The sequence below is a fragment of the Corynebacterium sp. MSK218 genome (genome assembly GCF_030232655.1).
GTDB lineage: Bacteria > Actinomycetota > Actinomycetes > Mycobacteriales > Mycobacteriaceae > Corynebacterium.
This window is the reverse complement of the sequence record NZ_JASPGN010000001.1, coordinates 147,890-167,850: the sequence shown is the minus strand read 5'-3', so window position 1 is coordinate 167,850 and position 19,961 is coordinate 147,890. Positions and strand designations below refer to the sequence as shown.

The 19,961-nt window shown below is 60.2% G+C and carries 31 protein-coding genes and 2 pseudogenes; 12 read left to right on the top strand and 21 right to left on the bottom strand.

The window, feature by feature from the left end:
* The 4 genes from rpsE to rpsH are packed head-to-tail and all read right to left on the bottom strand — an operon-like array spanning nt 1 to nt 2,007.
* The gene (rpsE, locus tag QP922_RS00845) at nt 1-627 is read right to left on the bottom strand and encodes a 30S ribosomal protein S5 (protein ID WP_284807366.1); all 627 of its coding nucleotides are present in this window, start codon (nt 625-627) and stop codon (nt 1-3) included.
* A gap of 40 nt (nt 628-667) precedes the next feature.
* Complete coding sequence (rplR, locus tag QP922_RS00840; RefSeq protein ID WP_070673499.1) at nt 668-1,069, bottom strand: 50S ribosomal protein L18; 402 nt, start codon at nt 1,067-1,069, stop codon at nt 668-670.
* 3 nt (nt 1,070-1,072) lie between these two features.
* Complete coding sequence (gene rplF, locus QP922_RS00835; protein ID WP_284807365.1) at nt 1,073-1,609, bottom strand: 50S ribosomal protein L6; 537 nt, start codon at nt 1,607-1,609, stop codon at nt 1,073-1,075.
* A gap of 14 nt (nt 1,610-1,623) precedes the next feature.
* Nucleotides 1,624-2,007 carry a 30S ribosomal protein S8 gene (gene rpsH, locus QP922_RS00830; protein ID WP_070673498.1) on the bottom strand — a complete coding sequence of 128 codons (384 nt, stop codon included), beginning with the start codon at nt 2,005-2,007 and terminating at the stop codon, nt 1,624-1,626.
* A gap of 311 nt (nt 2,008-2,318) precedes the next feature.
* Here rpsH and QP922_RS00825 point away from each other — a divergent pair, with 311 nt between their 5' ends.
* Together QP922_RS00825 and fdhD are read left to right on the top strand one after the other, a co-directional pair.
* The gene (locus QP922_RS00825) at nt 2,319-2,567 is read left to right on the top strand and encodes a DUF6457 domain-containing protein (RefSeq protein WP_039673736.1); all 249 of its coding nucleotides are present in this window, start codon (nt 2,319-2,321) and stop codon (nt 2,565-2,567) included.
* The gene (fdhD, locus tag QP922_RS00820) at nt 2,564-3,415 is read left to right on the top strand and encodes a formate dehydrogenase accessory sulfurtransferase FdhD (protein WP_284807364.1); all 852 of its coding nucleotides are present in this window, start codon (nt 2,564-2,566) and stop codon (nt 3,413-3,415) included. Before QP922_RS00825 ends, fdhD begins: the two co-directional genes overlap by 4 nt.
* Here fdhD and QP922_RS00815 read toward each other — a convergent pair.
* The 4 genes from QP922_RS00815 to rplN all read right to left on the bottom strand — a co-directional run bounded on the left by QP922_RS00815 (nt 3,384) and on the right by rplN (nt 5,566).
* Complete coding sequence (locus QP922_RS00815) at nt 3,384-4,169, bottom strand: formate/nitrite transporter family protein (protein ID WP_284807363.1); 786 nt, start codon at nt 4,167-4,169, stop codon at nt 3,384-3,386. The genes fdhD and QP922_RS00815 overlap by 32 nt on opposite strands.
* Before the next feature lie 156 nt (nt 4,170-4,325).
* On the bottom strand, nt 4,326-4,877 hold the full coding sequence (rplE, locus tag QP922_RS00810) for a 50S ribosomal protein L5 (RefSeq protein ID WP_070673494.1): 552 nt from the start codon (nt 4,875-4,877) through the stop codon (nt 4,326-4,328).
* Between the two features lies 1 nt (nt 4,878).
* Entirely contained in the window at nt 4,879-5,193 is a 315-nt protein-coding gene (gene rplX / locus QP922_RS00805; protein ID WP_039673728.1) for a 50S ribosomal protein L24, read from the bottom strand.
* A 4-nt stretch (nt 5,194-5,197) separates the two neighbouring features.
* Nucleotides 5,198-5,566: a 50S ribosomal protein L14 gene (gene rplN / locus QP922_RS00800; protein ID WP_070673493.1), complete on the bottom strand. Its 369-nt coding sequence runs from the start codon at nt 5,564-5,566 to the stop codon at nt 5,198-5,200.
* Nucleotides 5,567-5,943: 377 nt separating this feature from the next.
* Here rplN and QP922_RS00795 point away from each other — a divergent pair, with 377 nt between their 5' ends.
* The gene (locus QP922_RS00795; RefSeq protein ID WP_284807362.1) at nt 5,944-6,828 is read left to right on the top strand and encodes a carbohydrate kinase family protein; all 885 of its coding nucleotides are present in this window, start codon (nt 5,944-5,946) and stop codon (nt 6,826-6,828) included.
* The gene (locus tag QP922_RS00790; protein WP_070673492.1) at nt 6,825-7,208 is read left to right on the top strand and encodes a hypothetical protein; all 384 of its coding nucleotides are present in this window, start codon (nt 6,825-6,827) and stop codon (nt 7,206-7,208) included. The genes QP922_RS00795 and QP922_RS00790 overlap by 4 nt, the downstream gene beginning before the upstream one ends.
* 173 nt (nt 7,209-7,381) lie before the next feature.
* On the opposite strand, the pseudogene QP922_RS12975 reads toward QP922_RS00790, so the two are convergent.
* Nucleotides 7,382-7,645: pseudogene (locus QP922_RS12975) on the bottom strand (IS1634 family transposase); the annotation flags it as partial.
* Nucleotides 7,646-7,887: 242 nt separating this feature from the next.
* Here QP922_RS12975 and QP922_RS00785 point away from each other — a divergent pair.
* Nucleotides 7,888-8,943 carry an alpha/beta fold hydrolase gene (locus QP922_RS00785; protein WP_284807361.1) on the top strand — a complete coding sequence of 352 codons (1,056 nt, stop codon included), beginning with the start codon at nt 7,888-7,890 and terminating at the stop codon, nt 8,941-8,943.
* A 43-nt stretch (nt 8,944-8,986) separates the two neighbouring features.
* On the opposite strand, the pseudogene QP922_RS12970 reads toward QP922_RS00785, so the two are convergent.
* The 12 genes and pseudogenes from QP922_RS12970 to rpsJ all read right to left on the bottom strand — a co-directional run.
* Nucleotides 8,987-9,250, bottom strand: a pseudogene (locus QP922_RS12970) (IS1634 family transposase); the annotation flags it as partial.
* A 577-nt stretch (nt 9,251-9,827) separates the two neighbouring features.
* The gene (gene rpsQ / locus QP922_RS00780) at nt 9,828-10,109 is read right to left on the bottom strand and encodes a 30S ribosomal protein S17 (protein ID WP_070673491.1); all 282 of its coding nucleotides are present in this window, start codon (nt 10,107-10,109) and stop codon (nt 9,828-9,830) included.
* Nucleotides 10,110-10,111: 2 nt separating this feature from the next.
* On the bottom strand, nt 10,112-10,342 hold the full coding sequence (gene rpmC, locus QP922_RS00775; protein WP_005276944.1) for a 50S ribosomal protein L29: 231 nt from the start codon (nt 10,340-10,342) through the stop codon (nt 10,112-10,114).
* Nucleotides 10,342-10,758, bottom strand: a complete 417-nt coding sequence (gene rplP / locus QP922_RS00770) for a 50S ribosomal protein L16 (protein WP_070673490.1) — start codon at nt 10,756-10,758, stop codon at nt 10,342-10,344. Before rplP ends, rpmC begins: the two co-directional genes overlap by 1 nt.
* A gap of 3 nt (nt 10,759-10,761) precedes the next feature.
* Nucleotides 10,762-11,508 carry a 30S ribosomal protein S3 gene (gene rpsC, locus QP922_RS00765; protein ID WP_070673489.1) on the bottom strand — a complete coding sequence of 249 codons (747 nt, stop codon included), beginning with the start codon at nt 11,506-11,508 and terminating at the stop codon, nt 10,762-10,764.
* Nucleotides 11,508-11,870, bottom strand: a complete 363-nt coding sequence (rplV, locus tag QP922_RS00760; protein WP_039673710.1) for a 50S ribosomal protein L22 — start codon at nt 11,868-11,870, stop codon at nt 11,508-11,510. Before rplV ends, rpsC begins: the two co-directional genes overlap by 1 nt.
* Nucleotides 11,871-11,873: 3 nt before the next feature.
* Nucleotides 11,874-12,152 (bottom strand): 30S ribosomal protein S19, encoded by a 279-nt coding sequence (gene rpsS, locus QP922_RS00755; RefSeq protein ID WP_010189646.1) that lies wholly within the window; start codon nt 12,150-12,152, stop codon nt 11,874-11,876.
* 13 nt (nt 12,153-12,165) lie between these two features.
* Nucleotides 12,166-13,002: a 50S ribosomal protein L2 gene (gene rplB, locus QP922_RS00750; protein ID WP_070673488.1), complete on the bottom strand. Its 837-nt coding sequence runs from the start codon at nt 13,000-13,002 to the stop codon at nt 12,166-12,168.
* Nucleotides 13,003-13,042: 40 nt separating this feature from the next.
* Nucleotides 13,043-13,348 carry a 50S ribosomal protein L23 gene (gene rplW, locus QP922_RS00745; RefSeq protein ID WP_039673704.1) on the bottom strand — a complete coding sequence of 102 codons (306 nt, stop codon included), beginning with the start codon at nt 13,346-13,348 and terminating at the stop codon, nt 13,043-13,045.
* Nucleotides 13,348-14,010, bottom strand: coding sequence for a 50S ribosomal protein L4 (rplD, locus tag QP922_RS00740; protein WP_039673702.1), 663 nt, complete (start codon nt 14,008-14,010; stop codon nt 13,348-13,350). Before rplD ends, rplW begins: the two co-directional genes overlap by 1 nt.
* Entirely contained in the window at nt 14,007-14,663 is a 657-nt protein-coding gene (gene rplC / locus QP922_RS00735; protein WP_070673486.1) for a 50S ribosomal protein L3, read from the bottom strand. Before rplC ends, rplD begins: the two co-directional genes overlap by 4 nt.
* A gap of 35 nt (nt 14,664-14,698) precedes the next feature.
* Nucleotides 14,699-15,004, bottom strand: coding sequence for a 30S ribosomal protein S10 (gene rpsJ / locus QP922_RS00730; RefSeq protein WP_003848085.1), 306 nt, complete (start codon nt 15,002-15,004; stop codon nt 14,699-14,701).
* Between the two features lie 660 nt (nt 15,005-15,664).
* Here rpsJ and QP922_RS00725 point away from each other — a divergent pair.
* The 7 genes from QP922_RS00725 to QP922_RS00695 all read left to right on the top strand — a co-directional run bounded on the left by QP922_RS00725 (nt 15,665) and on the right by QP922_RS00695 (nt 19,913).
* Nucleotides 15,665-16,153, top strand: a complete 489-nt coding sequence (locus QP922_RS00725) for an Asp23/Gls24 family envelope stress response protein (protein ID WP_204098994.1) — start codon at nt 15,665-15,667, stop codon at nt 16,151-16,153.
* On the top strand, nt 16,154-16,489 hold the full coding sequence (locus QP922_RS00720; RefSeq protein ID WP_284807359.1) for a hypothetical protein: 336 nt from the start codon (nt 16,154-16,156) through the stop codon (nt 16,487-16,489).
* Between the two features lie 9 nt (nt 16,490-16,498).
* Nucleotides 16,499-16,693, top strand: coding sequence for a hypothetical protein (locus QP922_RS00715; RefSeq protein WP_042529283.1), 195 nt, complete (start codon nt 16,499-16,501; stop codon nt 16,691-16,693).
* Complete coding sequence (locus QP922_RS00710) at nt 16,693-17,598, top strand: Asp23/Gls24 family envelope stress response protein (RefSeq protein WP_284807358.1); 906 nt, start codon at nt 16,693-16,695, stop codon at nt 17,596-17,598. Before QP922_RS00715 ends, QP922_RS00710 begins: the two co-directional genes overlap by 1 nt.
* Nucleotides 17,591-18,169: a DUF6286 domain-containing protein gene (locus QP922_RS00705; RefSeq protein ID WP_284807356.1), complete on the top strand. Its 579-nt coding sequence runs from the start codon at nt 17,591-17,593 to the stop codon at nt 18,167-18,169. The genes QP922_RS00710 and QP922_RS00705 overlap by 8 nt, the downstream gene beginning before the upstream one ends.
* Nucleotides 18,162-18,728: an Asp23/Gls24 family envelope stress response protein gene (locus tag QP922_RS00700; RefSeq protein WP_284807355.1), complete on the top strand. Its 567-nt coding sequence runs from the start codon at nt 18,162-18,164 to the stop codon at nt 18,726-18,728. The genes QP922_RS00705 and QP922_RS00700 overlap by 8 nt, the downstream gene beginning before the upstream one ends.
* A gap of 87 nt (nt 18,729-18,815) precedes the next feature.
* The gene (locus QP922_RS00695) at nt 18,816-19,913 is read left to right on the top strand and encodes an HNH endonuclease signature motif containing protein (protein WP_284807354.1); all 1,098 of its coding nucleotides are present in this window, start codon (nt 18,816-18,818) and stop codon (nt 19,911-19,913) included.
* Nucleotides 19,914-19,961 lie beyond the last annotated feature (48 nt).

The following is a 19,961-nucleotide window of genomic DNA, read 5'->3' as shown; positions in this document are numbered from 1 at the left end:
TTATGCCTCCTGACCTGCGCGCTTGCGCAGCATCTGGGCTGGCGTAACCTCTTCGACGGACTTGCCACGACGTGCGGCAACTTCCTCAGGGCGAACCAGCTGCTTGAGGCCGTCCACGGTAGCGCGGACGACATTGAGAGCGTTGTCGGAGCCCAGGGACTTCGACAGAATGTCCTGCACGCCAGCGCACTCAAGCACCGGACGAGCAGCACCACCGGCGATGACACCGGTACCCGGAGCGGCCGGCTTCATCATGACGATGCCAGCTGCGTCGCGACCCTGAACCGGGTGGGTAATGGTGCCAGCAATCATCGGGACGCGGAAGAAGTTCTTGCGAGCTTCCTCGGCACCCTTCTGGATTGCAGCCGGGACTTCCTTGGCCTTGCCGTAGCCGACGCCAACCATGCCCTGGCCGTCGCCAACGACGACGAGAGCGGTGAAGGACATGTTGCGGCCACCCTTAACGGTCTTGGAGACGCGGTTGATGGTCACAACGCGCTCGATGTACTTATCGCGCTCGTTGTCCTGCTGGTTGCGGCGGTCGTTACGACGGCCGTTGTTGCGACCCTTGCGGTCGTTGTTGTTCTCGGCGGAGCGTCCGCCGTCACGCTGTTCACGGTCCGACATTAGGCGTTCCTTCCGTTGATGTTTCCGTGTGCCTTAATCATTAGAACTGCAGACCACCTTCGCGAGCGGCGTCGGCCAGCGCAGCAACGCGGCCGTGGTACTTGTAGCCTGCACGGTCAAAGACGACCTGCTCGATGCCAGCGGCCTTGGCGCGCTCAGCGATGAGCTCGCCTACCTTGGCAGCCTTGGCCTTCTTGTCGCCCTCGAGTGCGCGCACGTCGGCTTCCATGGAGGAAGCAGCGACCAGGGTGTGGCCGGCCAGGTCGTCGATGACCTGGACGTGCATGTGGCGGGAGGAGCGGTGAATGACCAGACGCGGTGCCTCAGGGGTGCCGCGGAGGGTCTTACGGATGCGGAAGTGGCGGCGCGCGCGTGCTTCACGACGACGCGAGGAAATGTCCTTGCCAACCGGGGTGCGCTTTGCGTTTTCAGTGTTAGCCATTGCTTACTTACCCGTCTTTCCGACCTTGCGGCGGACCTGCTCGCCGTCGTAGCGAATACCCTTGCCCTTGTAAGGATCGTCCTTACGCAGGCGGCGGATGTACGCGGCGACCTGTCCAACCAGTTGCTTGTCAATACCAGATACGGAGAGCTTGGTTGCGCCGTCCACAGCGAAGGTGATGCCCTCCGGAGCCTCAATGAGGATCGGGTGGGAGTAGCCCAGAGAGAACTCCAGGTCCTTGCCCTTCTGCTGGACACGGTAACCGACACCGAAGATTTCCATCTTCTTGGTGTAGCCCTCGGTCACGCCAACAACGGCGTTGTTGACCAGGGAGCGAGACAGACCGTGCAGAGCGCGGTTCTTGCGGTCGTCATCCGGACGGGAGACCTTGATCTCGTCGTCCTCGACGGTTGCGGTGATCGGCTCCGGCAGCTCAACCTCGAGGGTGCCCTTGGACCCCTTCACGTTGACAACCTGGCCGTTGATGGTGATGTCGACGCCCTTCGGGACGGCGATAGGTGCTAGACCGATACGAGACATGTGTCAATCCTCCCTTACCAGACGTAGGCGAGAACTTCTCCGCCTACACCCTTCTCCTGAGCCTGACGGTCAGTAAGCAGACCCTGGGACGTGGAAATGATGGCCACGCCCAGGCCGCCCAGAACCTGCGGCAATTCGGTGGACTTTGCGTACACACGCAGACCCGGCTTAGACACGCGACGCAGACCCGAGAGGGAACGCTCACGGTTGTTGTACTTAAGCTCGAGGGACAGCTCGCGGCCCTCGACGGAGTAGTCAGCGATGTAGCCTTCCTGCTTCAAGATCTCGGCGATGTTCACCTTGAGCTTGGAGGTCGGCATCGACACGGAGTCGTGGTGCGCATTAGATGCGTTGCGCACGCGCGACAGCATGTCGGCAATAGGATCAGTCATAGTCATATGAGTGACCTGTAACCTTTCTCGTTGCGGTTCCCGTAAAGCTCACCAAAGCGTTCTCCGTGTGATTTCGGGCTACTCACGCTCCCCACGGTCAATACCGTGAGGCGCTCGCCACCCTTTGATACAGACAACGGTCCGCTATCTACGGCGAGGGGCCTACAACAAAGTAGATGTGTTCAATTCTTCCGGCTTGGCACATTTCCGCTTTTCGCGCACCATTTTCTCAGTGCGGAATGAGGAAAAATGCAAGTCCGTCGGCTTACTCTACCCGTTGACATGCTGTTTTCCAAAACGCGTTAGCATTGTTGGTTATGAGTGAAGAACAAGACCCCATCCGTACGGCACACCAGTGGCTTGAGGAGGCCGCAGTGCTTGTCGACGTCTCCCCGGCCGACGCCACCGCCCTCATCAAGGAGCTGCTTGACCTCACCAAAGACGTGGCCCATACTCAATCCCGCCCCGCTGCCCCGCTGACGGCTTACTTAGTTGGTTTGGCCTCGAAGGACGTCGACGAGGCCCGCGCGCACATCGCCACCTTGAAGGAGGCCCTCAACCGATGAGCGGGCGCATCAACGCCACCTATGCGGTGACCAAGGTGCGCCTCGATGAGGAGGGCCACGTCACCCAAGTCGATACCCGCGGCGATACCGTCGCCGGCGAAGAGCCCCTGGAGATTCGCGTTGGCGGCCAGACGCTCACGACGACGATGCGCACGCCTGGCCACGACGTCGAACTGGCCCACGGTTTCCTCCACTCCGAGGGCCACATTGAAAAGGTCACTGACGTCCACGAGGCCCGCTACTGTGCCGGCGCCTCCGTGGATGGGCGCAATCCTTATAACCTTCTCGACGTGGAACTCACCAACCCCCATGCGCTTACCCTCGCGGATCTTCGCCTCACCACGACGACCTCTGCCTGCGGCGTGTGCGGCACCTCCTCCATCGAGGCGCTCATGAAGCAATCGCGCTACGAGATCCCGCACGTGCCGGTGGACCCGAGGGTCGTCGCTCAACTTCCCGACGCCCTCAAGCGGGAGCAGAAGCAGTTCCGCAAGACCGGCGGCATCCACGCCGCAGGCGCGTTTACTCTCGACGGCGAACCTATCGTCGTCCGCGAGGACGTGGGCCGCCACAACGCCGCCGACAAGGTCATTGGCCACCTGCTCATGGAAGATATGCTCCCCGCCAGCGACCTCATCCTGGTCATGAGCTCGCGCGCCAGCTTCGAGCTCGTCAACAAGGCCGCGATGGCCGGCTTCGGCATGCTCGTCGCGGTCTCCGCCGCCTCATCACTGGCAGTTGAGACCGCCCGAGAGACCGGCATGGCGCTCGTGGGTTTTGCCCGCGGCGACCGCTTTAACCTGTATTCGGGCGAGCTTAGTCGCGGTACGCTTCCGGGCCAGAGTTAAGCCAGGCGTACACGCCACCAATAAGGAAGCCGCCGCCGATAAGGTTGCCGACCCACACGATGGACCAGTTGAGCAGCACCGCACCGAGGGTAAAGCCCTCCGGCAGCGGGCTAGCACAGAAGAAGGTCAGCAGCATGAGGCAGAAGTTCGCAATCACGTGCTCCAGGCCCAGGCCCACGAAGCAGGCAATGATCGGCACGATGACGAAGAACTTGGACACAATGTCCTTCGCAAAGACCGCGCCCACAATCGCCATGTTGACCACGAAGTTAGCCAGGATGGCCTCCACGAACATCCCGCCCGGGCCCTTGGTCAGCTTGCCCATCGACAGCGTAGCAATGAGGTGATTCGGGTCAATACCGCCCAGCTTTGCAGACATTCCCATGGCAGCAGCAAAGAGCACGACGCCCACCAAGTTAAACAGCGTGGTGACGACCAACAGCCACATTCCCTTGCCCCAGCCCACGTGCTTGTTCACGGCGCCATAGACCATGTACATCATGTTGCCGGTGGCCAGGTCGGCGCCCAGAATGACGATGGCAAATAGGCCCAAACCGAACAGGCAGGCAAAGACCAGCGAGCCCATGCCTTCCATATGCTTCTCGACGCCCATTCCCAGCACCGCCGCAAACGCCGTACCGATGGCTAGGTACACGCCTGCCAGGGTAGAGCGGACAGCAAAGCGGGAGAAGGACTCATCTAGGAGCGTGACTTTCTTGGTCACGGCCGCCGCAGCAGCATCATTCAAGGACATCGATTACCTCGCAGGATAAGGATTTCAGAGACCTTTGTATCGTACTCCCCTGCACCGCGTTAGACCTAGCTGGACCTTCACCTATCCATAAGCCTTTGGACGCAAAAATCCCCCGGCCTCCTTCACGGAGTGCCGAGGGATTGCCTCAAGCGCTATTTACTTGAACGGGAAGCCGAGCTCGCGCAGGAGCTTGCGGCCCTCCTCGTCGTTGGTAGCGGAGGTTACGACGGTGATGTCCATACCGCGCGGGCGGTCCACCTTGTCGATGTCGATCTCGTAGAACATGGTCTGCTCAGTAAGACCGAAGGTGTAGTTGCCGTGGCCGTCGAACTGCTGGTCGGAGAGACCGCGGAAGTCGCGAATACGCGGCAGCGCGATGGTCAGCAGGCGGTCCAGGAACTCCCACATGCGGTCGCCGCGCAGGGTAACGCGTGCGCCGATGGGCATGCCCTCACGGAGCTTGAAGTTAGCGATGGACTTCTTAGCGCGACGCACCTGCGGCTTCTGGCCGGTAATCGCAGTGAGGTCCTCGATTGCGCCGTTGATCAGCTTGGAGTCGCGGGCAGCGTCGCCCACACCCATGTTGACAACGACCTTGGTGACGCCCGGAATCTGCATCACGTTGTCGTACTTGAACTCTTCGTTGAGAGCCTTCTTGATTTCCTCGCGGTAGCGGGTCTTCAGACGCGGAGTGTAGTTCTCGCTCATTTTAGATGTCCTTCCCGTTGCTACGTGCGATGCGGACCTTCTTGCCGTTTTCATCGAAACGGTAGCCCACGCGGGTCGGGTTGCCCTCGGAGTCAAGGATCGCAACGTTGGACACGTGGATCGGAGCTTCCTGGGTTACGATTCCGCCGGACTCGGCGCCACGCTCGGTAGCGGAGTTAGCAACGTGCTTCTTAACGCGGTTAACGCCCTCAACGAGGACCTTCTCACGCTTCGGGTATGCCTCGATGACCTTGCCCTTCGCGCCCTTGTCCGGGCCCGAAATAACAATCACCATATCGCCCTTATGAATCTTCATAAGACTAGATCACCTCCGGTGCGAGAGAAACGATCTTCATGAACTTCTTGTCACGAAGCTCGCGAGCAACCGGGCCGAAGATGCGGGTACCGCGCGGCTCGTTGTCACCCTTGAGAATAACTGCGGCATTTTCATCGAAAGCGATGTAGGAGCCGTCCGGGCGACGGGTCTCCTTCTTGGCGCGGACGACGACAGCCTTGACGACGTCGCCTTCCTTTACGTTGCCACCCGGGGTGGCTTCCTTGACAGTGGCAACAACAACGTCACCAATGCCAGCGAAACGTCGAACGGAGCCACCGAGAACGCGGATGACGAGAATCTCTCGTGCACCGGAGTTGTCGGCGACGCGCAGACGCGATTCTTGCTGAATCACTATGGGTCTCCTGACCTGGATTAACGTGCGTCAAGATTTCCGTCCTTGACACACCTGGTCTACTTGCTTACGTGGCATAGGGTGTGCAACGAACACGCTGTTCACAGCGGTCGAAGGGTCTCGGTGCGGCGATTCGGAAACGCATCGCACTGCACCGACCGGCCATATGCAACCCGTATATTCAACCACGCCATACCCCATTCCCCCAAATCACGCGTCTGCGCCACGCGTTTCCCCTTACGCCGATCCCCCAACCAACCCATCAAACCGGTCCCCCTCCGGCCTTCACGCCAATCCCCCACCTCCCGCCGCGCCGAGCGGGCGGAGAGAGGTGGAAATGCGGACGGTAGTTCATATCCCCCGATACTATGGCCTCCATGGACATTATGGTGTGTGGCGAAGGACTCGTTGACCTTGTTCCGCGCGGCCGTGGCCGGCTGGCGGACTTAACACCGGCGCTGGGCGGCGGCCCCTTCAACGTGGCAGTGGCGGCTGGGCGTTTGGGCGCTCACGTGGGTTTCCACTCGCGCTTGTCCACGGACGCGTACGGCTGCGCGTTGGTGGACCAACTCGCTGAGGAGGGCGTAGACACGTCGCTGGTGCAGCGCGGGCCTGAACCCACCACGCTGGCGGTGTGCAACATTGCCGACGACGGCTCGGCCACCTACTCCTTCTATACGGAGGGCACGGCGGACCGTTTCGTGGAGCCAGTGCTTGCCGACGTCCCCTGGGCCTGCTTCGGCACCGTCTCCCTGGCCCTCGAGCCGGGCGCCTCGCGCTATGCCGCGCTACTCAAGGACTTGGCGGCCCAGGGCACCATGGTGGCGTTGGATCCGAATATCCGTCCCTTCTTCGCCACGACATCGCACCGCGAGTTTCTACTGTCGTTGCTGCCCCATGTCACGCTGCTGAAGCTTAGTGAGGAGGAGGTCGATTTCCTTGGGGCTGAGGCATTGGAGCACGTTCCCGTGGTCGTGACGACCCGCGGTGGGGAGGGGCTGAGCGTGCGCACGGCGTCGGTTGCGGTTACGGTCCCGCCCGTTGCGGTGGAGGTGGCCGATACAATCGGCGCAGGTGACACCGTTATGGCGTCTCTTCTTACTTTGCTCGCTGAGCGAAAGCTTAGCGCCTCAGAGCTTACTGCCCTCACCGCTAAGGAGTGGGAGGACATCTTGCACTTCGCGGCCACGGCGGCAGCGATTACGGTCTCGCGCACTGGCGCACAGCCGCCTTCCCGGGCCGAGGTGGAGGAACGGCTATGACCTATTCCCTGCGCGCAGCCATCCTGCATGGCGTGCTTCTTCTCTTGTCCACGGTGTCTTTCGTTCTGCCCGTCGTCGCCGGCACGCGAGCGCTGCTGAGCATTCCAATAGCCGCAGGAGCCGCAGTGATTCTGGCGGTGCTTATGCTGGTGGATTCCTCCCGCCATGCCTTCTCCCCCACCCAACGCCCCACCCGTGGGCTACGAGTGCTGTCCGTACTGGCGGCCGTGGCACTCATCGCGGGCTGGGTGCTGTGGATGATGATTTACAACACCTTCGACAAACCGTTGGGCACCGAGTACCGCGTGGGCACCTTCCTGCTAGGGATGAGTACGGTGCTCAATGCGTTCTGCATCGCCATCGCGTGCATCAAGCGCTAATACTGGCCCGACGCCCGTTAACTCTTAAGCATCCTTGAGGCGCTTTAGTAACTCGGAACGGTGCTCAGAGATATCTTCGAAATGACGAACTACGTACTCACTAGCCCGCAGCAATAGGCGTTTCGCTTGTTCTTCGGAAAGCGACCCTGAGTTGGCTCATTTTAGTGCGGAAGTCAGGGTCCGGTGATGGCGTGGACGAGGTTTTGTACTTCGGCTGGTAGTGGCGTGGCCGCGTGGATCGTTTTGTCTTCGACTCTGAGTTCAAAACTGCGATACTTTTTGAAAGTTCGCACGAGTCGTTTAATGCTTAGTCCGGTTGCTGATTCCATCATTCGACTTACTGCGAGTGCCGCCATGACGATATTGAGGTTCGCATTAATCTGGTCCGCGGTTCGGGCATAAATTGGTCGCGCCTTGAGATCGGATTTCGACATCCGATTGCCCGCGTGTTCGCTCGTGACTGCCTGGACAGCAGTAGCCCCAGAAGCAGTCGTCGCAGTACGGTTATACGGGCTCACAAAAGCTCACTACCGTCCACCCCACACCCCACCCCCTTAGCGCGGGAAAATACCCAACCCCAACACCAAACCAGCAGGTCTACGCCTCAAGAGTTAAGTCGGTCACACCACAGTGAGCCAAGTCAGATTACTATACAAGTGCATTGGAAAGGTGATAGCTCATGGTTCTGGTCGGGAAAAGGGTCCTGAAAGTGGCGGGACTTATCGTGACGGCAATCGTTGCACTTGCGGCAGCCGGTGCTGGCGGTTGGGCATGGTACACAACCACGTATCACTCGCGTCTTGTGAGATCCCTGGAAAAGGCTGGCTATCAAGAGCACCGGGTGAGCGTGGATCATGTGAAGCTCAATGTAGGGGTAAGCGAGCCAAGGGACGGTTCCCCTATTGTCCTTATCCATGGTCAAGCGAGCGGATGGCGCCAGTACGGTTACGCTTTACGTGACCTCAGCAAGGACCGCCAAGTGTATGCCATTGACGTTCCAGGGCATGGCAAGTCTGATCGCCTTGAATCCTATCGAGCGGTGGAGGTAGCAGACGTCCTATCTCGTTATATAGAGACAATTGGCCAACCCGTCGTATTAAGTGGGCATTCGTCTGGGGGTCAATTGGCCGCGTTGATTGCTGCGCGTCATCCAGAACTGGTTAGCTTCCTGGTGTTAGAAGATCCGCCACTATTTGCCACAGAGCTGCCTGAGGCGCGCAGTACGTGGAATTATCAGGACCTAGCTGTCAGCACGCATGAGTTCTTGTCTTCAGGAGAGACCGACTGGCAGGCTTATCAGTGGCGCAGCCAAAAAATGTGGCAATACTTTGGGGACTCTGCGCAGGGGTTCATCGGTGATGGACTCGCATATCACTCTCGGCATCCGGGCGCCCCGATAGCTCTGTGGACCATGCCTCCCGAGATGAATGAGGCACAGGTGTACATCATGGATTATGACCCAGCGTTTGGTGATGCCTTCTTTACGGGTCTCTGGAACGAAAGGTTTGATCAAGAAGCAACACTTGCGGCGATTCAAGCGCCAGTTACCTATATTCATTGTCAAGCGCGATACGACGGGGAAGTCCTTCAAGCTGCGGCCAGTGATGAGGACGCCGCCAGGGCCATGGATGCTCTTCCCGCCGGTGCCGTTAAAGTCGAGGCTGACTCGGGCCACAACTTCCATGTAGAAAAGCGCAAGGAGTTCGTAGAAATTCTGCTGGCCGGCGTAGGTTAATCCGCGTGCGCTTTTCCTGAGTTGGCTCATTTTAGTGCGGAAGTCAGGGTCCGGTGATAGCGTGGACGAGGTTTTGTACTTCGGCTGGTAGTGGCGTGGCCGCGTGGATCGTTGTGTCTTCGACTCTGAGTTCAAAACTGCGATACTTTTTGAAAGTTCGCACGAGTCGTTTAATGCTTAGTCCGGTTGCTGATTCCATCATTCGACTTACTGCGAGTGCCGCCATGACGATATTGAGGTTCGCATTAATCTGGTCCGCGGTTCGGGCATAAATTGGTCGCGCCTTGAGATCGGATTTCGACATCCGATTGCCCGCGTGTTCGCTCGTGACTGCCTGGACAGCAGTAGCCCCAGAAGCAGTCGTCGCAGTACGGTTATACGGGCTCACAAAAGCTCACTACCGTCCACCCCACACCCCACCCCCTTAGCGCGGGAAAATACCCAACCCCAACATCAAACCAGCAGGTCTACGCCTCAAGAGTTAAGTCGGTCACACCACAGTGAGCCAAGTCAGGTTACAACACCTTCGACAAACCGTTGGGCACCGAGTACCGCGTAGGCACCTTCCTGCTAGGGATGAGTACAGTGCTCAATGCGTTCTGCATCGCCATCGCGTGCATCAAGCGCTAATACTGGCCCGACGCCCGTTAACTCTTAAGCATCCTTGAGTCGCTTTAGTAACTCGGAACGGTGCTCAGAGATATCTACGAAATGACGAGCTACATACTCACTAGCCCGCAGCAATAGGCGTTTCTCTTGTTCTTCGGGAAACGACGGGTTGATTGACATAGCTCAGTGATACCACAATGGCACCGCGTGTAGGATCGCAAAACCCCGGCACCGAGTGGGGTGCCGGGGTTCGTGCATCGTGAAAGGGCTAGATTTTACTTAGCCTTCTCCACGATTTCGACGAGACGGAAGTGCTTGTCCTTAGACAGCGGGCGGGTCTCGGCGATGAGAACGCGGTCGCCAATGCCGGCGGTGTTCTCTTCGTCGTGCGCCTTAACCTTCTTGTTAGTGCGCATAATCTTGCCGTAAAGGGCGTGCTGCTTGCGGTCCTCGAGCTCGACAACGATGGTCTTGTCCATCTTGTCGGAGACAACGATGCCGGTGCGGGTCTTGCGAGCGCCCTTTTCCTTCTTAGTGTTCACGTTTGCCTCACTCATGATTAAGCCTCAGCTCCCGGAGCAACGGACAGGCCCAGCTCGCGCTCGCGCAGAACGGTGTAGATGCGGGCGATGTCGCGCTTAACCGTGCCGATGCGGCGGTTGTTGGTCAGCTGGCCGGTGGCCTTCTGGAAACGAAGGTTGAAGAGCTCTTCCTTCGCGTCCTTCAGGCGGGTCTCCAGCTCAGCGTTGTCGAGCTCACGGAACTCGTGGGCGGGGGTACCGGTAGCCATTAGAACTGGTCCTCCTTCTTGATGATGCGGACCTTGCACGGAAGCTTCTGACCAGCGCGGCGCAGTGCCTCGATGGCGGTTTCCTCGTTCGGGTAGGTCATCTCGAAGAGGACGCGACCCGGCTTAACGTTGGCAACCCACTTCTCCACCGGGCCCTTACCGGAACCCATACGAACGCCGAGCGGCTTCTGGGTCAGCGGGCGGTCCGGGAAGATGTTAATCCAGACCTTGCCGCCACGCTTGACGTGGCGGTTGATGGCAATACGTGCGGCCTCAATCTGACGGTTGGTGATGTACGCCGGCTCAAGAGCCTGGATGGCGTAGTCACCGAAGTTGATGCGGTTACCGCCCTTGGACACACCCGAGCGGTTCGGGCGGTGCTGGCGACGGTACTTGACGCGCTTAGGAATCAGCATGGATTAGCCCTCCTGCTTCTGCTGTGCGCGCTGACGACGCTGGCCACCACGACGCGGACGACCGTTACGGTCACCGCGGCCACGGCCCTGCGCCGGAGCGTTCAGTTCGGACTCGCGCACGCCACCGACGACGTCACCCTTGTAGATCCACACCTTAATGCCAATGCGGCCGAAGGTGGTGTGGGCCTCTGCGGTGCCGTAGTCGATTTCGGCGCGAAGGGTGTGCAGCGGAACGCGACCCTCGTGGTAGCGCTCGGTGCGAGACATCTCAGCGCCGCCCAGACGACCAGACAGGAGGATCTTAATACCCTTAACCTGCGGCTGGCGCATAGCGGACTGGATAGCCTTGCGCATTGCGCGGCGGAAGGCCACGCGGTTAACCAGCTGCTCGGCGACGGACTGCGCAACCAGGGTTGCGTTGGCGTCAACCTGCTTGACCTCGAGGATGTTGAGGGCAACCATCTTGCCGGTGAGCTTCTCGAGCTCGCGGCGGATGCGGTCAGCCTCAGCACCGCGGCGGCCGATCACGATGCCCGGGCGGGCGGTGTGAATGTCGACGCGGACGCGGTCGCGGGTGCGCTCGATGACGACGTCGGCAATGCCGGCGCGGTCGAGGCCCTTCTCCAGGTACTGGCGGATCTTGATGTCTTCGGCTACGTAGTTGGCGTAGTCCTTATCGGCGTACCAGTGGGTCTTCCAGTCGGAAGTGATGCCCAAACGTAGGCCGTGAGGATGGATCTTCTGGCCCATTACTTGGCCCCTTCCTTCTGGCTCTCGACAACCACGGTGATGTGGCTGGTGCGCTTACGAATCATGAATGCGCGGCCCTGTGCGCGCGGCTGGAAACGACGCATGGTCGGACCCTCGTTGGCGTAAGCCTCGGAGATGACCAGGGTGCGCGGATCCAGGCCGAAGTTGTTCTCAGCGTTGGCAGCTGCGGAAGCAACAACCTTGGCAACCGGCTTAGCGGCGCCCTGCGGAGCGTACTTCAGGATTGCAAGTGCCTCGGATACGGACTTTCCGCGAACCAGGTCGATGACGCGGCGTGCCTTCATCGGGGTAACGCGGACGTAGCGAGCCGTTGCGGATGCGGAGGTGATGGTGTCACTCATCGCTTATCGACGTCCCTTCTTGTCGTCCTTGACGTGACCCTTAAAGGTCTTGGTGGGTGCGAACTCGCCGAGCTTGTGACCAACCATGGAGTCCTCGACGAACACCGGCACATGCTTGCGGCCGTCGTGGACGGCGAAGGTGTGACCGATGAAGTCGGGCAGGATGGTGGAGCGGCGAGACCAGGTCTTGATGACCTGCTTGGTGCCGGCCTCGTTCTGAGCATCTACCTTGTTGAGGAGGTGCTCATCGACGAACGGGCCCTTCTTCAGGCTGCGTGGCATTGTTTACCTCCTCTTAGCGCTTCTTGTTCGGGCGACGACGGCGCACGATCATGTTGTTCGAGTAACGGTTCGGGTTGCGGGTGCGGCCTTCCTTGTGGCCCCACGGCGACACCGGGTGGCGACCACCCGAGGTCTTACCCTCACCACCACCGTGCGGGTGGTCGACCGGGTTCATAACGACACCGCGGACGGTCGGGCGGACGCCCTTCCAACGCATACGGCCGGCCTTGCCCCAGCGGATGTTCATCTGCTCGGCATTGCCAACCTCACCGACGGTGGCGCGGCAACGGATGTCGACGCGACGGATCTCGGAGGACGGCATACGCAGGATGGCGTACTTGCCTTCCTTACCCAGCAGCTGGATGGAGGCACCAGCGGAGCGAGCCAGCTTAGCGCCAGCGCCCGGTTTGAGCTCCACAGCGTGGATGGTGGTACCGGTCGGGATGTTGCGCAGCGGCAGGTTGTTGCCCACCTTGATATCTGCGTTCGGGCCGGACTCGACGACGATGCCCTGCTTCAGGCCCTTCGGGGCGATGATGTAGCGCTTCTCGCCATCTGCGTAGTGCAGGAGGGCAATGTTAGCGGTACGGTTCGGGTCGTACTCGATGTGAGCGACCTTTGCAGGGATGCCGTCCTTGTCGGTACGACGGAAGTCGATGAGACGGTAACGGCGCTTGTGGCCACCGCCGATGTGGCGGGTGGTGATGCGGCCGTAGTTGTTACGACCACCAGTCTTGCTCAGCGGGCGCAGCAGGGACTTCTCCGGAGTGGAACGAGTGATTTCCTCGAACTGGGACACGGAGGATGCGCGGCGACCCGGAGTTGTCGGCTTGTACTTACGAATAGCCATAATTCTTCCTTTTCCTTATCGGCTCTTGGAGCCGGTTCTGCTAGCTAGCAGAACCGCCGAAGACGTCGATGGAGTCGCTGCCTTCACGGAGCGTCACGTAGGCGCGCTTGGTGGACTTACGCTGACCGTAGCCGGTACGGGTGCGCTTGCGCTTACCTGCACGGTTGACGGTGTTGACGGAAGCAACCTTCACGCCGAAGATCTGCTCTACGGCATCTTTAATCTGGGTCTTGTTGGAGTCCGTGGAGACGTAGAACGTGTAGACGTTCTGCTCCATCAGGCCGTAGGACTTCTCGGACACAACCGGTGCGATGATGACGTCGCGCGGGTTAGCGAGCTTAGCCATTACTTCTCCTCCTTAGCTTCCTCGGCGGCGCCGGTGGCGCGCTCGACGAAGGTGTGCAGAGCCTCAACGGAGAACACAACGTCGTCCGAGTAGAGTACGTCGTAGGTGTTCAGCTGGCCGGCGTCCAGGATCTGGACGTTCGGCAGGTTGTTGGCGCTGCGGCGAGCATTAATGTCCTCGCGGCCGATGACCAGAAGAACGTTCTTGCGGTCGGTGAGGCGCTCGATGAAGGCCTTGGCCTGCTTGGTGGACGGGGTCTGACCCGGGACGAGCTCCTCGATGACGTGGATGCGCTCGTTGCGTGCACGGTCAGACAGTGCACCGTAGAGAGCAGCCTTGATCATGCGCTTCGGGGTGCGCTGGGAGTAGTCGCGCGGAACCGGGCCGTGTACGGTGCCACCGCCGGTGTAGTGCGGTGCACGGATGGAGCCCTGGCGGGCGCGACCGGTGCCCTTCTGGCGGAACGGCTTACGGCCACCGCCGCGGACCTCGCCGCGAGTCTTGGTCTTGTGGGTGCCCTGGCGAGCAGCAGCGAGCTGAGCGTTGACAACCTGGTGCATCAAAGCGATGGATGCTTCGGTGTCAAAGAGCTCGGCCGGCAGCTCAACAGAGCCGTTGGTCTTACCGTCAGCGGTCTGGACGTCTAGCTTGAGGTTGCTCATGCGTGTGCACCGCCCTTCACTGCGGTCTTAACGGTGACGAGGCCACCGCGCGCACCAGGGACAGCGCCCTTGATGAGCAGCAGGTTGGACTCGGCATCAATCTTCTGAATCTTCAGGTTCTGGGTGGTCACGCGGTCCTGGCCCATGCGGCCAGCCATGCGCTTACCCTTGAAGACGCGGCCCGGGAACGAAGCGCCACCGATACCGCCGACGCGGCGGTGAGCAGCCTGGTTACCGTGGGCAGCGCCCTGGCCTGCGAAGCCGTGGCGCTTCATGGCGCCGGCGTAGCCGTGGCCCTTGGTGGTGCCGGTGACGTCAACGAAGGTCACGCCCTCGAAGATATCCACCTTGACCTCCTGGCCCACCTCGTATGCAGAGGTGTCATCCATGCGGATTTCAGCCACGTGGCGGCGCGGGGTCACGCCAGCCTTCTTGAAGTGACCAGCGGCCGGCTTGTTGGCCTTGCGCGGGTCCTTCTCACCGAAGGCAATCTGGATGGCGTCGTAGCCATCGGTTTCTTTCGTGCGGATCTGGGTAACCACGCACGGCCCAGCCTCGACGACGGTGACCGGCACAACGCGGTTCTCCTCGTCGAAGACCTGGGTCATGCCGAGCTTGGTGCCCAGAATGCCCTTGATCTCGTTTTCACTCATAATTAGTTCTCCACCAAATACGTTGTGTCGATCGCTTACTGGATATTCACGTCGACGCTTGCCGGAAGGTCGATGCGCATAAGAGCGTCAACGGTCTTCGGGGTCGGGTCGAGAATGTCGATGAGGCGCTTGTGAGTGCGCATCTCGAAGTGCTCGCGAGAGTCCTTGTACTTGTGCGGAGAACGAATAACGGCGTATACGTTCTTCTCGGTTGGGAGCGGCACCGGACCAACAACACGAGCACCCGTACGGGTTACGGTCTCAACGATCTTCTTGGCAGAAGCGTCGATAGCCTCGTGGTCGTAGGCCTTCAGCCGAATGCGGATCTTTTGTCCCGCCACGCTTATCCTCTTCCTCGCTTCCCCACTTTCACATTCCCGGCCTTTCCGGGGCGTGAAGCGGTGGGAAATTGCTTCTCGATTTCTCTATAACGTTGTCCGGGCATGGAGCCTTGGCACAACGCCAGTTGTCTGACTGTCATGACGACCATGAGATACAGCGCTAGGCAAATGCCCAGCCCGTGCAGTGCTCATGACGGGGTACAAGACCCGTAGTCAAAGTCAATAGGAAGAAGACTGGGGCGTTCGATCACAGATCTGCAACCAAAGTCTTATTCATATACTGCCGCTGTTTATTTGCCATGCTCCTTCTCCGGTCCATCGTCTCGGGGGTGTCTCTGCTCAAACGCGGACCTAGCCCGATCAGATGACCTTCGAGTGCGACTCGTTGAAGCCTCACAACAAAGGTGTCATGTTCGCTTTACCAGCAACAACGCCCTACAAGCTTGTGCCTGCGGCTACGTTGCTGTGTTAAAGCAACCCCTGTATTTAAGCATGTAACCTCCCGTTTTCCAAACCGCTACGAAAACCGTGCCCAAAATCACGTTTCAGCCAAAGTTTGTCTCCCCACCCCACAGAGTCCGAGTTCAGCGATAAGCTCGGGGGCAGCGACCACATGCCGCTCGACTAATCACCCAACCCAAGAATTGAGAAGGTTTCACCATGGCTGACAACACCACCCCGAAGGACGTTGCTGAGAAGACCGAAGCTACTACCCCGGCTCCTGCCCCAGAGCGCAACAAGAACCTAGAGACGGAGTTCGGCACCACCCGCATTGACGACGTCGTGGTGTCCAAGATCGCTGGTATCGCTGCGCGCGAGGTCTCCGGCGTGGCTGCCCTGGGCGGCGGCGGTGCCCGCATGATGGGATCCATCCGCGAGTCCTTCGGTGCCTCCGAGGATGTCCGCCAGGGTGTCTCCGTGGAGGTTGCCAACGGCACCGCTTCCATTGATATCGCCATTATCGCTGAGTACGGCGTTGCTATCCACGAGCTGGCGGAGGCTATTCGCCGCAACATCATGAATGCTGTGGAGCGCATGACGGGCCTGTCCGTTGACCGCGTCGACGTGGTGGTTCACGATGTCAAGCTGCCGCGCGAGGAGCAGGAGTCCGAGGACACCACTCCGGCCGTCACGCAGGGCCAGGCTTAAGTGAGTCAGCAGACCCCACAACTCACGGCGGAGACCGCGCGGGCGATTGTGGACGCGGTGACGGGACTGAGGGGCGTCGCCAAGCTCAGCCCCGGCCGTTTCGGCGAGGTGGCCTTGCTCTTCCCGGGCGAGCGCATCCACGGCATCTCCCGCCCCGCGCCGAGCGATGATACCTACCTTGAGCTGCACGTTGTCGTTGATGTGCGTAGTGACGTTGTCCTTGCTGAGCTTGGCGACGCCATCCGCGACACCGTCCGCAGCACCTGGCCGCCCGCGCGTACCGTCGACATCGTCTTCGCCGATGCAGTTGACTCTGCTGCCTCCCCACAGAACTAAAGGAAAACCATGAAGAATTACACCTCCCTCGGCGTTCTCGCCGGCTTGGTTCTCGCCTTTTTCATCTACCTCGGCGTCTGGTACGTCGTTCTCGCGGTGCTTCTGGCCGCGATTGGCGGCGTGGTTGGCGCGCACTTCGACGGCCGAATCGACCTCACCGCCGTATGGAAAGGCGTGGTTGGCCAGGATAGAGGCCAAGGCTAGTGACGACTCCGTTCGACGACACAGGCCGTACCCAGTTCTCACTGCGAGCGATGGAAAAAGTCATTAGCTCCGCCATTGCCAGTGTGCCGGGAACCGCGGCTGTCGACGCCAAACTAGCCGGCCTCGCCGGCCGAGCCTTTCCGCGCGTCATGGCACAGATGGATCCGGATACGAAGGTCGTGGCGATTGATGCTGACATTGCCGTGTACTGGCCGTCGCCGGTGACTGATGTGGCGTCGGCAGTGCGCACCGCGGTATCGCAGGCCGTGTTGGACTTTACTGGCTTCCGCACGACTCGCGTCAACGTGACCGTTGGTGGCGCGGTGGCCGGTGAACGCACCTCCGCGCTTGAAGTAGCTGCGCGCAGGCCGCTCGCTGCACGCGTTCCGGCCTCCGTGACGCCCCGTGAGCTCAAGCCCGTGACGACCTCGCGTGGCGTGGCTGTTCGCCAGATTGCTACTCCTACCCCAGCCGCTGTGCGGGGCGTTGAGGTGCCAGTGGAAACGGCGGTACGGTCGGTGAGCTTGCTGGGCGATGTCCCCGTGCGGGCCTCCGGCTTTGCTCCTTCGACGCAGCGCTACGAGTCGTTGCGGCCAATTAGCGCTGCTCCCCAGCAACGCCTGCGCGACGTCCACACTCCTCCGCCGGTAGCCGTGCGGCCGGTGGAGTTGCCTGGCGAGTTCCGCCTGCAGCGCGTTGAGACTCCTCGTCCGGTCCAGCCGCGTTCGATCGAGGCACCCCGCCCGGTGCAGCCGCGCCGCGTGACTGCACCGCAGCCCACTGCTCTGCGGCCGGTGGAGATTCGTCCTTCGGCGGACTTCACCCGCCGGGTTGACATTCCCCGTCCGGTCCCGTTGCGTGCCATTACCATTACCCCGTTCGGCGAAGGAGCCCACCATGAGTGAGAAGACTCTGCCGGTCACGTTAGGCCAACGCCCTAAGGCCTCACCGCCGGCGCGTACGTGGACTGTCATCTTGGGCATCGTGTTGCTTGCCGCCGCCGTGGTTGCGGGCCGGGAGGCCTGGGTAGTCGGCGCGGACGAAGGTGGTCAGTCCTGGCTGCAGCCCTTTATCGATGTCATGTCGAAACCCGACATTGCGACGTGGATGCTTATCGGCGGTGGCATCGGCATTGTGGTGGGTCTCATCCTGCTGTGGGCGGCCTGCGCGCCGCGGAAGACGACGCATGTGCGAATCGCCTCGGACGACGCGTCCATGTGGCTGCGTGCGGTGGACATCGCGCGTCTCGCCTCTGCTGCCGCGCGCCGCGTTCCAGGTGCCAGTGCTGCGCGCAGCCGAGCTAAAATTTCCGCCAACCGCGCCAGCCTTACCGTTACGGCTACGGGTGACCTGGAGGATGCCCAGCTCAAGGAACGCGTCACTGATGCGGTAGAAGCCGCGCTTGCCGACGTCTCCCCGAGCCCTGAACTCACCGTTGTCATTGAGAACGATCAGGAGGCGATTGCCAATGTCTAAGAAGCTGGCCGGCGTGGACCGCACTATTCTTGCCATTCTGGGCATTGTGCTCATTGCGTTAGGTTCGTGGCCGATTCTCATTCACTTCAACGTGGAATTCGCTACCTACTTGGCAGAGTGGGTTGACCATGACACGTGGGCTGGGCTGCCGGAGCAATCCTGGTGGGTCTATGTTTTGGCTGCCGCCACGGTGGTGTTGGCGTTGATGGGGTTGTGGCTTATCATTGCGAATCTGCGTCACCACCGGTTCAATACCGTGCATTCTGACGCCTCCAATGAGGACGGCGCCATTAAGACCAGCATGAATGCCATTGCGGGTGCGGTGGCCGATACGTTGTCCAACGTCGAGGGCGTAGAGAAGGTCTCGCGCTTGGTTGCCTATGACCGTGGCCGCCCAACGCTGCAATACGAGGTTCTCGCTGATCCGGATACCCCGCTTATGCGCATCAAGGATGCCATTGAGGTCAATGACAGCGATTTCCGTGCGGCCTTCCCAGACGCGGACCTGGATACCACTTACAAAGTGCACTTCACCAAGGTTCGCAGCGCCATCGCATAAGTCCGTTCTCGGGTTAAGCCCCTCGTGACGAGGGGCTTAACCCGTTCCGGTTGCGGGGTTGGTGGGCCTGCTTTAAGCTTCGTGGCCATGGGGGTACTAGAAACCTACTTCCACTACCGCAACTCGGGGATCGCGCTAGTGGAACAAGCATCCAGCTCACCCGACGAGCTCCGCGCGCTCGGCGCCGACCCAACCGATGCCGCAGAACTTGCCCACCTTCACCGCACCTACTTCGGGCAAACCCGCTTTACTGGCAAACAACGCAAAGCCCGTGCCGCCGCGGTGGCACAAAAACATAGCCTTAGCGTTCTTACCTTGATTGAGTCCTACACCACCAAAGTCAACAAAGACCTCGACGCCTGGAACCTACGCATAAAACTTGCCGGAACACCTGCCCACAAAATCCGCCAGGTAGCCACCAAGCGTTTAAAGGAGCTTCGTGCCAAACGCGAAGCTAAACCCGGAGTCCGCTTCACCTACCGGTCCAAAGGACCGAACTCCATCACCATCACCGACACCCCCACCGTCATCGCTGATATCCGCGGAACCCTCGAATCCGTCAACAAAACAAACCTGCTTGACGCTGCCCGCACCGTCATTGTCACCGGTGGTATTGGCACCACACCCGCCGTACATGCTCAAGTCGTTGTCACTCTCAACGAACTCGACCAAATTATTAATGGTGATGGGGAGGAAATAGAACTTAACCTCACCAACGGCGCGCGCATGACAGGCGCAGACTTTTTGGCCTACAAGTTTGCCGAGATTGGCTACGCCACCATCATCCACCCTTTAGAGGGACCCATTAACTCTTATAGACTTCAGCGGCATGCCAGCTGGAAACAACGCATCAGCCTAGCTGCCGAATTCCAAACCTGCTCACGCGACGGCTGCAACAAACCCGCAGACTACTGCGAAGTCCACCACCTCATCCCCTGGCAGGCAGGAGGATTCACCAACATTAAAAACCTCACCTTCCTGTGCGCCTACCACAACGGTATCAACGATGATGACCCCAAACGGCCCACAGGCCGCGGCTACATGTTCCGGTTGAATACCGGGGTGAGCTACATCCCGCCCTGGGGTACACCGATAACCGCCATGCCCGAATACCAAGAAGCGGTAGCCCGGCTCGCCGCCGAACAAACAACAGGGCAACCACCCGACCCGCCGGGTGCGAGCTGAACGCTCTCGATGAGGCAACGCGAGCGCCGAGACGCCGAAACCCGCTGA

Bases quoted from the DNA above. Each gene is read 5' to 3' on its own strand.
- rpsE (WP_284807366.1), bottom strand. From the start codon at position 627: ATGTCGGACCGTGAACAGCGTGACGGCGGACGCTCCGCCGAGAACAAC.
- rplR (WP_070673499.1), bottom strand. From the start codon at position 1,069: ATGGCTAACACTGAAAACGCAAAGCGCACCCCGGTTGGCAAGGACATT.
- rplF (WP_284807365.1), bottom strand. From the start codon at position 1,609: ATGTCTCGTATCGGTCTAGCACCTATCGCCGTCCCGAAGGGCGTCGAC.
- rpsH (WP_070673498.1), bottom strand. From the start codon at position 2,007: ATGACTATGACTGATCCTATTGCCGACATGCTGTCGCGCGTGCGCAAC.
- QP922_RS00825 (WP_039673736.1), top strand. From the start codon at position 2,319: ATGAGTGAAGAACAAGACCCCATCCGTACGGCACACCAGTGGCTTGAG.
- fdhD (WP_284807364.1), top strand. From the start codon at position 2,564: ATGAGCGGGCGCATCAACGCCACCTATGCGGTGACCAAGGTGCGCCTC.
- QP922_RS00815 (WP_284807363.1), bottom strand. From the start codon at position 4,169: ATGTCCTTGAATGATGCTGCTGCGGCGGCCGTGACCAAGAAAGTCACG.
- rplE (WP_070673494.1), bottom strand. From the start codon at position 4,877: ATGAGCGAGAACTACACTCCGCGTCTGAAGACCCGCTACCGCGAGGAA.
- rplX (WP_039673728.1), bottom strand. From the start codon at position 5,193: ATGAAGATTCATAAGGGCGATATGGTGATTGTTATTTCGGGCCCGGAC.
- QP922_RS00795 (WP_284807362.1), top strand. From the start codon at position 5,944: ATGGACATTATGGTGTGTGGCGAAGGACTCGTTGACCTTGTTCCGCGC.
- QP922_RS00790 (WP_070673492.1), top strand. From the start codon at position 6,825: ATGACCTATTCCCTGCGCGCAGCCATCCTGCATGGCGTGCTTCTTCTC.
- QP922_RS00785 (WP_284807361.1), top strand. From the start codon at position 7,888: ATGGTTCTGGTCGGGAAAAGGGTCCTGAAAGTGGCGGGACTTATCGTG.
- rpsQ (WP_070673491.1), bottom strand. From the start codon at position 10,109: ATGAGTGAGGCAAACGTGAACACTAAGAAGGAAAAGGGCGCTCGCAAG.
- rpmC (WP_005276944.1), bottom strand. From the start codon at position 10,342: ATGGCTACCGGTACCCCCGCCCACGAGTTCCGTGAGCTCGACAACGCT.
- rplP (WP_070673490.1), bottom strand. From the start codon at position 10,758: ATGCTGATTCCTAAGCGCGTCAAGTACCGTCGCCAGCACCGCCCGAAC.
- rpsC (WP_070673489.1), bottom strand. From the start codon at position 11,508: ATGGGCCAGAAGATCCATCCTCACGGCCTACGTTTGGGCATCACTTCC.
- rplV (WP_039673710.1), bottom strand. From the start codon at position 11,870: ATGAGTGACACCATCACCTCCGCATCCGCAACGGCTCGCTACGTCCGC.
- rpsS (WP_010189646.1), bottom strand. From the start codon at position 12,152: ATGCCACGCAGCCTGAAGAAGGGCCCGTTCGTCGATGAGCACCTCCTC.
- rplB (WP_070673488.1), bottom strand. From the start codon at position 13,002: ATGGCTATTCGTAAGTACAAGCCGACAACTCCGGGTCGCCGCGCATCC.
- rplW (WP_039673704.1), bottom strand. From the start codon at position 13,348: ATGGCTAAGCTCGCTAACCCGCGCGACGTCATCATCGCACCGGTTGTG.
- rplD (WP_039673702.1), bottom strand. From the start codon at position 14,010: ATGAGCAACCTCAAGCTAGACGTCCAGACCGCTGACGGTAAGACCAAC.
- rplC (WP_070673486.1), bottom strand. From the start codon at position 14,663: ATGAGTGAAAACGAGATCAAGGGCATTCTGGGCACCAAGCTCGGCATG.
- QP922_RS00725 (WP_204098994.1), top strand. From the start codon at position 15,665: ATGGCTGACAACACCACCCCGAAGGACGTTGCTGAGAAGACCGAAGCT.
- QP922_RS00715 (WP_042529283.1), top strand. From the start codon at position 16,499: ATGAAGAATTACACCTCCCTCGGCGTTCTCGCCGGCTTGGTTCTCGCC.
- QP922_RS00705 (WP_284807356.1), top strand. From the start codon at position 17,591: ATGAGTGAGAAGACTCTGCCGGTCACGTTAGGCCAACGCCCTAAGGCC.
- QP922_RS00700 (WP_284807355.1), top strand. From the start codon at position 18,162: ATGTCTAAGAAGCTGGCCGGCGTGGACCGCACTATTCTTGCCATTCTG.
- QP922_RS00695 (WP_284807354.1), top strand. From the start codon at position 18,816: ATGGGGGTACTAGAAACCTACTTCCACTACCGCAACTCGGGGATCGCG.